Source organism: Acinetobacter sedimenti, from assembly GCF_022601685.1.
Taxonomy (GTDB): domain Bacteria; phylum Pseudomonadota; class Gammaproteobacteria; order Pseudomonadales; family Moraxellaceae; genus Acinetobacter; species Acinetobacter sedimenti.
In genome coordinates this window covers 12,833-26,544 of record NZ_JAKUML010000017.1, presented here as the reverse complement: position 1 = coordinate 26,544, position 13,712 = coordinate 12,833, and the positions used below count along the sequence as shown (strand labels likewise).

Sequence of the window (13,712 nt, the reverse complement as noted above, 5' to 3'; positions counted from 1 at the left end):
TATTCGTCGTATATCAACGTTTTGTATTATTCAAAAAAATCAGGCTCAGAAAAAGTAGCATATTGTACCGATCACTAAAAGCGTCGTTGCGCCAACTTCGGCAATGATCAATGCCCACATAAATCCCGAAACTAAGAACGCAGGGAGCTGCCCTGTTTTGCCGAGGCGATGTGGTTTTTGGAATTGATTGTGCGTATCTTGTAAGAAACCATGCAACACATAGCTAAATACCGATGCAAAGAAAAATAATAAATTGGCAATTACACACCACAGTAAAGTCGTTGCAGATAAATTTGAGAAACTCGCCAAGACAGCTAGAATCAACGATGCAGGTGCATAAAGTAATGCAGAGCGATGTGCGATATCGACATAATAATGCGCGCGAGCATGTTCAGATTGGCGAATTTGTAGATATTTCCATACGCCTGTGAGCATACCAATTAAAAGAAAAATACCGCTAGCAACGATGGCAATCCCAGACGCTAGCGTTAGATCAATTACACGATAATCCATAATTATACATTCTATCCATTTGAAAATTATTCAAAAAAACTGCTCAACAACGTCCATGATGGTCAAAACAATCGCACCGCTTTATAAAAATAGTGCTAATATTTTATGACAAATGAACAGTCGTGTTGATTGTAGCTTTTATTTGAAACTGATGCTGAGTTTTTGATATAGGCATAAAAAACCTAGTTAGAAAATTCAAAAGTGAGAATATTCAAATCTGAACATCCAAATCAGGATGTTAGAGCAAGCGCATCGCATGATACTGCCAACAATTTATAAACGCATTAGTTGTCATCGCTTTTGGGGTAGTGCCTATGAAACTTAAATCTCTGACAGTCGCCATGTTTGGGTTCTATTTTACGAGCTTCAGCTATGCCAATCAGACAGTACATACCGTTGATGTCGATGCCGCAACGACGCAGATGGAAGCAGCAAGCGATGCGCCATCAGTATTGATCGAGCCACCGACAGGGACGGTTTTAGATATTATTCCCGAAACCATTGATAGTGCACCAACGATTTTACCTGAGCAGTCCAATCATAAGATTGTTCCTCCGACGGAGCAGACTAAAGAAGATTCATGGTGGGATCGTACTCAAGATAAGTTTAGCAATAGCTTGCAAAAGCGTGCGCATAGTATCAATGACTGGTTTGGGGAGCCTGATCCAAATGAGCCTGCATGGGCGACGCTACGATTGATCGTGGATACACGCTGGGATGAGTATGATGATTTTTCGGTGAAACCACGTGTGCGAGGAAAGATTAAGCTACCAACCCTTGAGAATAAGCTGAGTGTAGTCTTTGGTGATGATAGTTTGGATAATGAAATCCGAGATAGCGTTGCGATTAATAATGAAAACCCTCGTGGAAACCCTGACGAAACCTTAGATGGAGAGCAGGTCAAAGACGACAACTCATCATTAGCACTACGATGGTCACAGTGGAAAAATCCGTGGGACATTGATACCGATGCCGATCTCGGGGTACGTTCTGGCGATGATGTGTACGCACGTCTAAAGGTTTCTAAAGATTGGGATTTAAATAATAACTTCAGTACGCATGCAGAGCAGATTTATCGCTATGGATTAGATAGTAAAGATTATCTGAGAACCAACTTAGAGATTCGTCATGCTCGCCCTCAAGAGGCTTTCTTGAGCAATCAGTTGAGTCTGACTTATACCGATGATAATTTTGAGCAGAACTTCCACTGGGACAATCGACTCTATCGACAACACCAGTTTTTCCATGATCATTGGTTTAACTATGGGGTGTACACAGGCGGCGACATTGATGACAATCAACCTGAGTTAGACAGCTATGGACCGTTCATCGGTTGGCGTCAGCCGTTTTTGCGGGAATGGCTATTCATTCAAACAGAAGTGAATTATTACAACGATGATGATTTGGATCGAGACCATCATGTTGGTGCATTACTTCGTTTGGAAACATGGTTTCAATAACATAGAAATGGCATGTAGTTGAAATTCACCTGATGTGTTTGAAAAAAAAACGTACTTCCGATAAGACTACGTTTTTTTGATTTTAGCTTTTAAAGAAATGTGACAAGTCGGTTACATTCGACACAATTCGATAACGATAAGCGCAAGATTCGTGCGCATTGATTTTGCATACTTATACAGTTCATTTTTTAGGAAGAAGAGGATATAACCATGTTAAAACAAACAATGTCGAAGCAAACGCATAAAACCACAGCTGTATTTGCAAGTTTGGCGATGAGTGCCGCATTATTAGTTGGCTGTGCGAATGCAACACCATCACAAAATCGCATCGGTGCAGCAGCAGTCGGTGGTGCCGTAGGCGGTGCAGTCGGTCAAAAGGCTGGCGGTCGTACCGGTGCAGGTGTTGGTGCAGCCGCAGGTGCAGGTCTTGGTTCAAACAGTCAAGGTAGTAGTGGCACAGGTTCTACCTCAAGTGCGATTGGCGGTGCAGTCGGTGCGATCATCGGTGAAAAAGTCATTGGTGGTGCAGAAGGTGCTGCAGTTGGTGGTGCGATCGGTGGTGGCGCAGGTGCTGCGATTGGTGAAGGTCGCTAATCCCTAAAACCTCGATTTAATAAACTTAATTTGAGAATCTGAGTTTAATAAAAGAAGTTGCGTCATTGGCGCAACTTTTTTTATATGCAATTTTTTTATGTGTAATTTTTTTATGTGTAATTGAACTCGGTCAATCTGATGAAGTCAGTTTTTTAGCCAACTCTATGGTTTGAAATTTTGCATTCTCCGAAGAATTTTGATGGCGTTGATCTGCAAACTCTTGGTATTCAGAGCGAATTTCATAAAAATCCTCAACACCAAGATGTTGTAGTGGTCGTTTTGATTACACGTTTTTATTGTTTAGAACGAAAAAGCGATCGTGTACCTTTTGGCTTTTTACGGCGGATATAGACGACTTTTTCTACAGCGGCGATCCGTTGTCCTTGTTCATCAATAATGTCGAGATGATAGGTGCGGAACACAGGTTCATGATTCAAAGCAAGCTGACGAATTTCTGTGAGCTCATCAGGGCTGATTCGGACATCCGCATAGACTGTACCACGTCCAGGTGAAAGGAATTGAATCGTCGCAGCTTTATCCCAAACGATATATTTCTCACCCAGTTGATGCATCAAAATCAACATATAAAATGGGTCAACCATCGCATATAAGCTACCACCAAAGTGCACACCGACAATATTTCGATTTTTGCGAGTGAGTGGCATTTTGACTCGAATAAAGCCCTCATCGAGGTGCATTTTTTCGACTTCGATACCTGCGCCACGAAACGGTGAATAAAAATTCAAAATAAACTTAGCTACACTCGGTAGACGATTAATTACTGTACGTATGTCCATAAAGTCAATTTATCTCTTCATCTTTTACTCCATACTAATCGGAGTTTGAGGAAAAACAAGCACAGATTGACGACAATCCTATTCCGATAGGATTTTACTCAGTCGGTTTATCTCGTTGATTCTGTATTGAACGTGGATAAACGATATCTTCAGGATTATTTGGGAAGAACTATGCAAGCATTACAGCAATCAAAACAGCAACTACACCAGCAAGCTCAACAATACTGGGTAAAAACCACAGACGACGAGCAACTTTTTGCGCAAAGCTTCGGTGATGCAAGTAAGCCTGCGATGGTGCTCGTACATGGCTATCCTGACAATCAAGAAGTGTGGGAGTTGGTGATTCCGCATTTACTCAATGATTTCTATGTGATTAGTTACGATGTACGTGGTGCAGGGCGTTCGACTATTCCGAAGAAACTATCAAGCTACCGATTGCCACAACTTTCTAAAGATTTAAATGCAGTGGTGGAGCAGGTTATCCCAAACCGCCAATTTCATCTCGCAGCGCATGATTGGGGGTCGATTCAAACATGGGAATCGGTCACAGAAGAAAGCTTTCGTGGAAAAATTTTATCCTATTCGACCATTTCAGGGCCTTGCCTAGATCATGCTCAGCACTATCTACAAAAGGCAAAAACGGTGCAGCCACTCAATGTACTGAAAATGCTCAGTAAGTCTTGGTATATCGCTGTATTTCATTTGCCATTGTTGGCGCCGACCTATTGGCGTATCAGCTCGGTGAATCAGTGGCAAAAGTTTTTAAACAATTTGGAAAAAACCAAAGGTCTACCAGTAAGCCAAGCGGTGTTACAAGATGGTCAGCATGGTATTGCGCTGTATCGTGCCAACTTCATTCCAACCATGCTCAAGCCAAGAAAACGCTATGCACAGTGTCCTGTTCAGGCAATCGTATTGAAGCGTGATCATTTTGTCAGTCCTGAATATATTGATGAAGTACAACATTGGGCAGATGATTTTAGCCGTGTTGAGGTGGATGCGAATCATTGGGCGATCTTGAGCCAACCGCAACGTATTGCGCAATATATTGCTGATTTTGCTTTAAAATATTAATTTTTAATCTGGTGATCGAGCTCAATCGAGGACTTTATTTCGATTGAGTTTTTTTATTTCTGAGGATTTTTAAAATGAGCATTTAAGCACATTAAATCTTGTGGCTAATCAGATTTTTGCACCGATTCGCAAAGTGACTGATAGAATAGCGACTGATTCTTTTTAGTTGTATGTTTTATGAATGCAGTTGTGATTGCAATTTTACTGATGTTCGCTTTGTCTTTGGCAAGGGTGTCAGTGGTATTTACCTTAGTCATTTCCGCCGTTGTCGGTGGGTTGGTCGCAGGGTTAGGGATTTCAGATACGGTCAAAGCCTTTAATGAGGGCTTGGGTGGCGGTGCGGAAGTGGCGTTATCTTATGCTGTATTAGGTGCATTTGCTTTAGCGCTATCAAAGTCGGGGTTGCCAGATTTATTGGCGCATAAGTTATTGGGTCTACTTGGACAAGAAGCGGAACACGCCAAAACTGCAAAATTAAAATACGTGCTTTTTTCGATTTTATTTGTCGCTGCGATCTTTTCACAGAACTTGATTCCAGTGCATATCGCCTTTATTCCTGTGATGATTCCACCTTTACTCAAAGTCATGAATCATCTCAATCTTGATCGCCGTGCGGTGGCTTGTGTGCTGACAATGGGCTTGGTCGGGACTTATATGCTACTTCCAGTCGGTTTTGGTGCGATCTTCTTAGAACAAATCTTGATGGGGAATATCAACGAAGTGGGTGCGAAATATAATCTACAGGTTGAGCGTTGGATGTTGCCAGTTGGTATGGCGATTCCTGTTGCGGGGATGTTTTTAGGCATGTTCGTTGCGGTGTTTTTTAGCTATCGCAAACCACGTCAATATCAGATGCAAGCCGTAGCAAGTGTGCAAAAGATGGATTTGGAACAACCGCTCCAAACTGAAAAAAATGCAAATGTTGATCTCACCGAAGAGCTAAAGCATGATGGACAAAGCTTACAATCCGAAGCCAAAGATGTCCCACAGATTGCCAAAAAAACCTTGTTGATGGCATGTCTTGCCGTGGTCTTGACGATCACTGTACAGCTCTATGCTGGCTCAATGATATTGGGTGGCTTGATCGGTTTTGCGGTGTTATCAGCGGCAGGTATTTTTAAATGGCAACAAGCCGATGATGTATTCGTGCAAGGTATGCGGATGATGGCATTGGTCGGTTTTATCATGATTGCTGCGTCAGGGTTTGCCTCAGTGATGCAGGCGACTGGTCAAGTCGATAGCTTGATTCAAGGCGTGATGGCTGAGCTTGGTGGTCATAAAGCTTTGGCAGCATTTTTGATGTTGTTGATCGGTCTATTCGTGACTTTAGGTATTGGTTCTTCATTTTCGACCGTGCCGATTTTGGCAGTGATTTATGTACCACTGTGCGCACAATTTGGCTTTTCACCATTGGCAACCGTCGCATTGATCGGTACAGCAGCGGCACTCGGTGATGCAGGTTCTCCTGCGTCGGATTCGACCTTGGGTCCAACGGCAGGGCTAAATGCCGATGATCAGCACGATCATATTTGGGATACGGTCGTTCCGACATTTTTGCACTTCAATATTCCATTGATTATCTTTGGTTGGATCGCGGCGATGTATCTGTAAGGTACTGAAAACTTAAATAACTCGCGTTTGATGAAATTTGCAGTGTATGGCTTTGAAAAGGAAAATCATTTTTAGACAAGGTATTGAAGTGTATGCTTTTATGTCGGGATTAACCTTCGGTTCGACCTACTTTCCTTTCGGGGAAAGTAGGCAAAGCCATTTGTCAGTCGCAAACTCGGTCATATATCAAAATCAATCGAATACCTTGGAAAACTTCACTTTACTAAAGCTATGCTGACCTCGAACAGTGCGACTGACGCTCCAACTTGGCATGCAGTTTTTACTCATCATAAGCCGAACTCAGGTTATTTAACCTTATGATAAGCACCATCTGCATATACTCCAAACCCGAAACCACAACTTGACGCATCGCCTTGTTGTTGTTTGACCGCAATGAACTGCTCGCTCAGTGAATGATTAAAAAAATCTAAATCAATCTGACAATCTTCATAATGATATTCAGCGTGCGTATTGGTTTTTCCTGCCACTTTTTTCGGCATTTCAATCGTAAACTCACCAAGATTTGGACCGTAAATCAGCGCCAATAATCCCATTCTTAAACCATAAAATCGAATCGCATAATGATCACCTTGATCAGACACTACTAAACGATTCCATGCACCTTGACCTGCATAACGCACATATTCCCCAGTGATTTTTTGATCTGTATAAAGCTGTTTGGGAAGTTTCGATAAATTGTACTGACTCTTTTTATTCTCTGGACGCAATGCATACCATGCTTTTGCCCAAGCATATTGTCCTAGCTTGGTATGGGCTAAGCCGACATTGTTATAAGCCGTTGCAAGATTCGCCTCAGTCAAAGTTTGAGCGCTTTTAGCGAGATCATCTTGATTGAGCAAACAGAAATGGGTGTATGTCGCTTGGTTTTCAAAAGCATCCAAAGCTTTCGAATAGTTCTTCTGCTGATACAAGCGTGCGCCTTGCTGTTGATAAGTTGGCAGTTGTGCACAGGCTTCTCGAATCTCTGCATTGCGATCGGCATAACTATTCGACGAAATCATCAATGCCATTCCTGTAATAACCATTGTTGCACAAGCGTGCAACCAGTCAAAATTGAAATATCGAAAGTTTGCTTGAAAGAAATGGTTTGCACTTGTATTGATCATTGAAATTTCCCAAGCGAATGATTGATCCATAGTGTGCACTAAAATCGCCCGAAAATTAGTATGAGAATGTTTAACTGCGAGCCATTGTTGATATATAGATAACTGTAAAGTATTTAAGTTTTTGTTATTTAATATTTTTAAGTGAAGTATTTATGATTTGGCATGAAACTTGTTCTAAGTTTTGTAGGAAAAAACGATGCGGAACTGGGAGAGGTTTCTACTGCATAAAATATAAATTGATGATTTTAATGATTGATGATTTTGTAGCCCACCTACTGCACGACTTGCAGTAGGTGATTTTTTATCTAATGCTCAGAAAGCGATTATTTAGGGTCTTTGCCGTCGTTGCCCTTGATCACCATATACAAGACAGCAAGAATCAATAGCCACGCACCGCCAAATGCACTGGCACAGAAAGCCAAAATACGACCATACTTATCGAGATGCCAAAGGTTTTGGTGCAATGCCACCATGACAAATATCCATTGAGCCAATGCAAAAACGATCATCACCAAAGCGTGACGACGAACAGCAGGACGCATTGCCATAGCAGTACCTTAATATCGTGTGGGAGTGGCGCATATTATGCCACTTTTGGCACGATTTTGGGTAGTTTTCGGTGTATCTCCAAGTTCATTTACTTTTTGAACGGAAAAGCATACTTCACAATGCGCCCAAGCACTTGTCCAAACTGCTTGACAAGACTGGCATTGTTATAATTCAAACCATATTTTTTGCAGACGGCTTCAACCTTTGGTGCCATTTGACGGTAACGGCGTGCAGGAACGTCAGGGAACAGATGATGTTCAATCTGATGACTAAGATGCCCTGAAAGGATATGAAAAGCTTCAGAACCTTTTAAGTTCGATGAACCACGAATTTGGCGCATATACCAATGTCCTTTTGACTCATTGAGCAAAACGGTTTTTGGGAAAACCTCAACATCTTTGGTGAAATGACCACAGAAGATGATGCTAAATGTCCAAATATTTCGCATGCCATTCGCAGTTAAATTGCCTAGAAATACAGGGATTGCACTTGGTCCTGCGATGAGTGGGAAAAATACATAGTCTTTAAACAGTTGCTTTGCGACTTTATTTTGCACAGGTTTCCAATCATTCCAAAGTTGTTGTTTAGTTTTTTTACCAATGAGGAGCTTACCAATTTCAAGGTTCTGAATCGCAACGCCCCATTGAAAAAGTAGGCAAAATGGAATGCTGTACAAAGGTTGTAGTAGATAGCCAGCTTTCCAACGTTGTTCAGGGAATAAGCGCAGTAAGCCATAACCAATATCATCATCCATGCCTTTGATATTGGTATAAGTATGATGTTTAAAATTATGCGTTTCACGCCAATTATCCGATGTACCAACGGTATCCCATTCATAGCGTTGACCATTCATATTGGGATCATTCATCCAGTCGTATTGACCGTGCATGATGTTGTGCCCAACTTCCATATTTTCCAAAATCTTCGCCACAGAGAGTAGACTCGTCCCAAGCAACCATGCAGGTGGAAACCATCCTGCAAATAGCAAGGCACGACCAAGCACACTGCTATATCGCATTGTCGCAATCACACGACGGATATATTTGGCATCTTTCTCACCGAGATCGTCGAGCACCTCTTGTTTGATCGCATCAAGTTCTTTGGCAAAGCGATCTAACTCGGCAGAGGTCAATTCACGGTTTTTCGGATTTTTTATATATTCAATCTTTGCAGGCATGTTCATGATGACTTCCTCAAATCATTTCAAAATTATCTTTATCGCAGTTCAATGTGCTTCATTTTCACTCGATGAATTAGCTTTACAGCGCAAGTGTGATGTCACTTTGTGCACTATTGACGCAGATGCGTAGTAATTGGTTGGCTTCATGATTGGTTTGTTTGTTGGCAATATGCTGTGTGCTACCACTAACTTTGGGACATGCACATTTATTACAAATTCCCATGCGACAACCGTGTTGTGGGCGGATGTTGCGCGCTTCTAAAGCGGTCAAAATCGACTGACCTTTTGGGATTTGCAATTGTTTGTTCGAACGACTGAGATGGATATTGATCAGTTCAATTTCTGATGAATCTGAATCCGTGATACTTGGCGTAGAAAAGTAAAAAGATTCACCTTGAAATTGCCTAGCATCTGTACATAAGCTTTGCGCAGTTTCGACAAAACCCGAAGGACCACATGCGAATACAGCACAGTCATGCACATCCTGAATGGATTGCACATGAGTGGCGTTTAAGCGTTGCGATGTCGTGTCATTGTTGTCTGTGTTGCTTTGCGCTTGGGTAGAATAGAAGTCAACATTGAACGAAGCATAGCGTTCTTGCCATTGTTTAAATGGTAAGATAAAAGCATGTTCACGCTGAGTTGACGCCCAATATTTTAAATGGATTTGATAGTCTTCTAGGCGGTTTTGCTTTTCAAGCGCATGTAATACGCTAAACGCAGGAGTGATGCCGCTCCCTGCAACGAGCAAGACGAGTCTTTTGCTTTGAAAATGATCTAGTGATACTTCACCATAAGGTTTACCAAAGCTTAAGTAATCGCCAATATTAGCTTTCTCACATAGCCAACCGCTGACCAAACCACCGTGGACATGTTTGACATTCAAGGCGATATGTTGGCGATCGAGTTGCGTCAAACTATAACTACGTTCATAACGAATCCCATTGATCTCCACAAAGACAGGATGATGCTGACCTGCTTCCCCAAAATCCATACGTCGATTGCATTTGATTTTCAGCTGATACATATCTTGCGCAATTTGATGGCGAGCAATGATTTGCCCACGTGCTTCGCTACTTGACCAAAGCGGATTGATTTGTTGTAGCCAGAAGTCGGTTGCAGAGCGATCAAACACAGTGCTTGAAAGCTGATTGAGCCATGTATTCGATTTGGAAAGTGTCGTCATATTTCGAAAGATCTAAAGTTAAATTTGTAATTATTATACACTTGTATATACATATGTATATATTTAATGGTTTTGATTCGTGTTTTACTGTAATTTAGCCATACTAGAAATTAATGTATTTAATGATAAGATTTTGAATAATTTGTTTTTATTTAGACATTTTTAATGTTCGTAAAGAGTTGTAAGTATTTCATCAGTAAGATTGAGCACTTGATTTGTTGCGACATATTTCATAAAAAATAAGCTTAGCGTTATACTAGGATTTTTATTGATTGAATTGCTTAGATGTCTTCGACGGTCGAGCAATGTTTGAGCGCATGAATCCAATTTCAACATCACTACAACATCATGAATCTGTCTCCGAATTGGATGCTCAGAAGCCTACTATCCGTAGTCCAGGACGTAAGGCGTCAATCACACAAGAAGAGCTCTTCGATGCAACGCTGAATTTATTGCGTTCAGGGCGCAGTATTGCTTCGCTGAGTTTGCGTGAGATCGCACGAGAAGCAGGTATTGCACCAAACAGCTTTTATCGACATTTTCGTGATATTGATGAGCTTGCCATTGCCTTGATTGGTCGCTCAGGTCAGGTTTTGCGTCAGATCATCAGACAAGCACGGCTCGAAGCACAAAAAGGCAAGAGTGTGGTGCAAAGCTCGGTAGATATTTTTGTCCATGAGCTAGATACCGATGAGGGGAATCTTAGACTATTGCTACGTGAAGGTTATACAGGTTCTGTATCCTATCGTCAGGCGGTAGAACAGCAACTACGTGATTTTGAACAAGAGTTGCAAGAAGATATCGTGCGACTAGAGAAGCATCATGATAATACGCTGAAATACCCTGATCTTGTTGCCAAAGCGATTACCCAGTTGGTATTCAATATGGGGGCAAAAGTGGTCGAACTACCTCCTGAAGAACGTCAAGCAATTGCCGATCAAACAGTGATTATGATTCGAATTTTACTTATTGGTGCACGGAAAGTTTAAAGCGTACTAATTTGCATTGTTTAAGTTTTATGTCACCTAAAATCGTCATGTGATATGGCGATTTTTTTATATCAATTCATTATTTTATTGCTGATTTTATTTCTAGAATTCACGCAGTGTAGTTGCAAATATCATCTTGAGTTTCATAACATTTCACTGTTAATCTGATCGAAAGTTTCGAGTGTGCTGTATGCGAGTATTTCAAAGAATTCATAAAAAATTAAACTGGTCGGTTAAACGCTATATGATGGTCATTGCATTGATTTTGCTGATCACATATGTTGCATCAGCAATTTTTCAAACCTATAAGTCGATTCCCGAAGGACTTGACTATGCAGGGCAAGTGCGTGCCAGTGAAGTGGAATTTTTGGCAGATCGCACCTTTGTAGATGCAAATGGTCAACAACAAACTGAACAGCAAATATTCGATGCGATATTGACCTTGATTGATCAAGCGCAGACGACCATCGTACTCGATATGTTCTTGTTTAATGCTGAGCTAGGTGAGTCGAAACTCGAACATCTTCCGCTCACTGCACAGCTGACCAAAGCACTGATTGATAAAAAGAAACTCAACCCACGCATACAGATTGTCATGATTACCGACCCGATTAATACCGTGTACGGTGGCGTACGTCCAGAGCATTTGCATCAACTTGAAAATGCAGGAATTCAAGTGGTGGTGACGGATTTGCGACCATTACGTGCCTCAAATCCAACGTGGTCAGGGCTTTGGTATATGTGCTGTCAAAGTATGGGAAATAATACAGAAACAGGTTGGTTACCCAATCCATTTGGTGATCAGAAAATCACTTTACGCAGTTATCTTGCACTTGCCAATTTCAAAGCAAATCATCGTAAAACCATGGTGGTCGATACCTTAAATGGTTGGAAAACTTTAATTTCATCTGCAAATCCGCATGATGCCAGCTCAGAGCATAGCAATGTGGCGATGATCATTCACGGTAAGATTGCCTCAGAAGTGTTAGCGACCGAAGCCACTGTTGCCAAGATGTCACAAGGCGATGTGCCTGCATTGATCATTGGTGAGAATCAAGCGAGTAGCGATGCGCCGCAAGTACAACTACTCACCGAAGAACAGATTTATAATCATGTGCTCCAAGCCATCAATGCCACGGTTTCGGGTGAGCAACTCGATTTGATGATGTTCTATCTCTCTGAGCGCCAAATTGTCAAAGCCTTGATCGCAGCCAAGCAACGTGGTGTGCAAGTCAACGTACTGCTTGATCCGAATAAAGATGCGTTTGGGATGCAAAAAAATGGTATTCCAAATCGTCAAGTGGCATGGGAGCTCCACAAAAATGACGTGCCTGTGCGTTGGTGTAATACGCAAGGCGAGCAATGTCACAGCAAGCTATTAGTCATTACCAAACTGGATCAGTTAGAACAGTATCAGCAAAAACAGGTAATCCTAGGTTCTGCCAACTACACCGCTCGCAATCTCAAAAATTATAATCTAGAAACCAATGTCGCAGTCACAGGACAAGCGAGCTATCCTGCGATTGCCTCTGCACAGCAGTATTTTGATCAAGCTTGGAACAATCAAAATGGTCAGGTGATGAGTGTGGATTACGACGAATACAAAGATGAATCATGGTTGAAATATTGGTTGTATCGTTTTATGGAATGGTCTGGTCTATCGACGTTTTAAGCCTTTATTGATATGAAAAAAGCCTTGTCATCGAATAGATAAAGAGGCTTTTTTACATTTTCCAATTTTAACTATTTCAAATCACCGTCTATTTTAAGTCATCAAAGGCTTGATCGGCATCAGGTTGTTTTTGCCCAGATAGTTTTTCCAGTTCAATATTGATTAATGCGACCTCTTGTTTTGCTTGTGATAAATATTCACGAACACTTTGCTCGCTGTCGGTATGGCAGAGTAAATTTTCAGTTAGGTTTTTGATGTGCAATTGAATCTTTTTATGCTGTGCCGACATTGCCGTGTCATTTTCAGTGGCGATGGTTTTAAAGCGTTGCAACAGCTCCACCACTTCTGAGCTGACGTAAGCCTGTGCATCGGCTGCCATTTCTTCGATTTCACGTTGCTTCTGATATTGGCGATAGCGATAAAAAGCAAAAGCAACAAAAGCCAAAATAAGAAGAATAAATATAGTCATTGTGCTTTTCTCAATAGGTTGTTCTCATGCGGTGACAATGTTCTAACTCATTGTATTATGCGTAATTCGGCAAGGTTCGCCAAGCGTTTCATGTATGATTTAGATTAAACCCAATAATATTACGATCAATAGCAAGTAGGTAATTTTAAGCACAAAAAAAAGCTACTGTCTTGGGGGGAACAATAGCTTAAAAGGGATTAAAACGAGATTGTTTGTCTTTGTGGTTCGAATGACAACTCACATCACAGATTTAGTTGACCGTGCGAATGTTGTGATCGTTTTGATGTTCTATTTTGGTGCGTTTAGGCATCAATAACCAAAGCACCAAATACACCAAAATTCCAGGGAAACCCGCACTCATCACCGAAACCAATACGAAGATGATGCGTAGTAGGTTTGCATTCCAACCAAAGCGTTCAGCAATACCACCCATCACGCCTGCGATCATGTTTTGTCCAGTCGAGCGATATAAACCTTGTTTTTGCATGATT

General features: G+C 41.4%; 14 protein-coding genes. 6 read left to right on the top strand and 8 right to left on the bottom strand.

The annotated features are described in order from the left end of the window. Nucleotides 1–45 precede the first annotated feature (45 nt). Nucleotides 46–498, bottom strand: coding sequence for a hypothetical protein (locus tag MKI79_RS10120; RefSeq protein ID WP_241573029.1), 453 nt, complete (start codon nucleotides 496–498; stop codon nucleotides 46–48). A 329-nt stretch (nucleotides 499–827) separates the two neighbouring features. On the opposite strand from MKI79_RS10120, the gene MKI79_RS10115 reads away from it, so the two are divergent. Continuing rightward, the gene (locus MKI79_RS10115; protein WP_241572953.1) at nucleotides 828–1,973 is read left to right on the top strand and encodes a hypothetical protein; all 1,146 of its coding nucleotides are present in this window, start codon (nucleotides 828–830) and stop codon (nucleotides 1,971–1,973) included. Between the two features lie 273 nt (nucleotides 1,974–2,246). Further along, nucleotides 2,247–2,567, top strand: a complete 321-nt coding sequence (locus MKI79_RS10110) for a DNA transfer protein p32 (protein ID WP_374297349.1) — start codon at nucleotides 2,247–2,249, stop codon at nucleotides 2,565–2,567. Nucleotides 2,568–2,860: 293 nt separating this feature from the next. Here the strand turns inward: MKI79_RS10110 and MKI79_RS10100 are convergent, their stop codons facing one another. Beyond that, on the bottom strand, nucleotides 2,861–3,364 hold the full coding sequence (locus MKI79_RS10100) for a DUF4442 domain-containing protein (RefSeq protein WP_241572951.1): 504 nt from the start codon (nucleotides 3,362–3,364) through the stop codon (nucleotides 2,861–2,863). A gap of 171 nt (nucleotides 3,365–3,535) precedes the next feature. Between MKI79_RS10100 and MKI79_RS10095 the strand changes: the two genes are divergently transcribed. Both MKI79_RS10095 and MKI79_RS10090 read left to right on the top strand, forming a co-directional pair. Further along, a complete protein-coding gene (locus MKI79_RS10095) occupies nucleotides 3,536–4,438 on the top strand; it encodes an alpha/beta fold hydrolase (protein ID WP_241572948.1) in 903 nt (300 codons plus the stop codon). Nucleotides 4,439–4,615: 177 nt separating this feature from the next. Then, complete coding sequence (locus MKI79_RS10090) at nucleotides 4,616–6,049, top strand: Na+/H+ antiporter family protein (protein WP_241572946.1); 1,434 nt, start codon at nucleotides 4,616–4,618, stop codon at nucleotides 6,047–6,049. Between the two features lie 305 nt (nucleotides 6,050–6,354). On the opposite strand, the gene MKI79_RS10085 is transcribed toward MKI79_RS10090, so the two are convergent. The 4 genes from MKI79_RS10085 to MKI79_RS10070 all read right to left on the bottom strand — a co-directional run bounded on the left by MKI79_RS10085 (nucleotide 6,355) and on the right by MKI79_RS10070 (nucleotide 10,091). Further along, nucleotides 6,355–7,080, bottom strand: coding sequence for a hypothetical protein (locus MKI79_RS10085; protein ID WP_241572944.1), 726 nt, complete (start codon nucleotides 7,078–7,080; stop codon nucleotides 6,355–6,357). A gap of 419 nt (nucleotides 7,081–7,499) precedes the next feature. Beyond that, nucleotides 7,500–7,724, bottom strand: a complete 225-nt coding sequence (locus MKI79_RS10080) for a hypothetical protein (protein WP_241572943.1) — start codon at nucleotides 7,722–7,724, stop codon at nucleotides 7,500–7,502. An 89-nt stretch (nucleotides 7,725–7,813) separates the two neighbouring features. Beyond that, nucleotides 7,814–8,908, bottom strand: a complete 1,095-nt coding sequence (locus MKI79_RS10075) for a fatty acid desaturase family protein (RefSeq protein WP_241572941.1) — start codon at nucleotides 8,906–8,908, stop codon at nucleotides 7,814–7,816. A gap of 76 nt (nucleotides 8,909–8,984) precedes the next feature. Continuing rightward, complete coding sequence (locus tag MKI79_RS10070; protein WP_241572938.1) at nucleotides 8,985–10,091, bottom strand: flavin reductase family protein; 1,107 nt, start codon at nucleotides 10,089–10,091, stop codon at nucleotides 8,985–8,987. Nucleotides 10,092–10,408: 317 nt separating this feature from the next. Here MKI79_RS10070 and fabR point away from each other — a divergent pair, with 317 nt between their 5' ends. Together fabR and MKI79_RS10060 are read left to right on the top strand one after the other, a co-directional pair. After that, on the top strand, nucleotides 10,409–11,080 hold the full coding sequence (gene fabR, locus MKI79_RS10065; protein ID WP_241572936.1) for an HTH-type transcriptional repressor FabR: 672 nt from the start codon (nucleotides 10,409–10,411) through the stop codon (nucleotides 11,078–11,080). 190 nt (nucleotides 11,081–11,270) lie between these two features. Further along, on the top strand, nucleotides 11,271–12,752 hold the full coding sequence (locus tag MKI79_RS10060) for a phospholipase D family protein (RefSeq protein WP_241572933.1): 1,482 nt from the start codon (nucleotides 11,271–11,273) through the stop codon (nucleotides 12,750–12,752). Nucleotides 12,753–12,840: 88 nt separating this feature from the next. Here MKI79_RS10060 and MKI79_RS10055 read toward each other — a convergent pair whose 3' ends face one another. After that, nucleotides 12,841–13,221, bottom strand: a complete 381-nt coding sequence (locus MKI79_RS10055) for a hypothetical protein (RefSeq protein WP_241572930.1) — start codon at nucleotides 13,219–13,221, stop codon at nucleotides 12,841–12,843. 250 nt (nucleotides 13,222–13,471) lie between these two features. Then, complete coding sequence (locus tag MKI79_RS10050; protein ID WP_241572928.1) at nucleotides 13,472–13,708, bottom strand: PspC domain-containing protein; 237 nt, start codon at nucleotides 13,706–13,708, stop codon at nucleotides 13,472–13,474. Nucleotides 13,709–13,712: the final 4 nt, after the last annotated feature.

What these genes read in the sequence shown, in the direction of transcription:
- MKI79_RS10115 (WP_241572953.1), top strand. Translation starts at nt 828, where the DNA reads ATGAAACTTAAATCTCTGACAGTCGCCATGTTTGGGTTCTATTTTACG.
- MKI79_RS10060 (WP_241572933.1), top strand. Translation starts at nt 11,271, where the DNA reads ATGCGAGTATTTCAAAGAATTCATAAAAAATTAAACTGGTCGGTTAAA.
- MKI79_RS10055 (WP_241572930.1), bottom strand. Translation starts at nt 13,221, where the DNA reads ATGACTATATTTATTCTTCTTATTTTGGCTTTTGTTGCTTTTGCTTTT.
- MKI79_RS10050 (WP_241572928.1), bottom strand. Translation starts at nt 13,708, where the DNA reads ATGCAAAAACAAGGTTTATATCGCTCGACTGGACAAAACATGATCGCA.
- fabR (WP_241572936.1), top strand. Translation starts at nt 10,409, where the DNA reads ATGAATCCAATTTCAACATCACTACAACATCATGAATCTGTCTCCGAA.
- MKI79_RS10070 (WP_241572938.1), bottom strand. Translation starts at nt 10,091, where the DNA reads ATGACGACACTTTCCAAATCGAATACATGGCTCAATCAGCTTTCAAGC.
- MKI79_RS10085 (WP_241572944.1), bottom strand. Translation starts at nt 7,080, where the DNA reads ATGGCATTGATGATTTCGTCGAATAGTTATGCCGATCGCAATGCAGAG.
- MKI79_RS10090 (WP_241572946.1), top strand. Translation starts at nt 4,616, where the DNA reads ATGAATGCAGTTGTGATTGCAATTTTACTGATGTTCGCTTTGTCTTTG.
- MKI79_RS10100 (WP_241572951.1), bottom strand. Translation starts at nt 3,364, where the DNA reads ATGGACATACGTACAGTAATTAATCGTCTACCGAGTGTAGCTAAGTTT.
- MKI79_RS10110 (WP_374297349.1), top strand. Translation starts at nt 2,247, where the DNA reads ATGAGTGCCGCATTATTAGTTGGCTGTGCGAATGCAACACCATCACAA.
- MKI79_RS10080 (WP_241572943.1), bottom strand. Translation starts at nt 7,724, where the DNA reads ATGGCAATGCGTCCTGCTGTTCGTCGTCACGCTTTGGTGATGATCGTT.
- MKI79_RS10075 (WP_241572941.1), bottom strand. Translation starts at nt 8,908, where the DNA reads ATGAACATGCCTGCAAAGATTGAATATATAAAAAATCCGAAAAACCGT.
- MKI79_RS10095 (WP_241572948.1), top strand. Translation starts at nt 3,536, where the DNA reads ATGCAAGCATTACAGCAATCAAAACAGCAACTACACCAGCAAGCTCAA.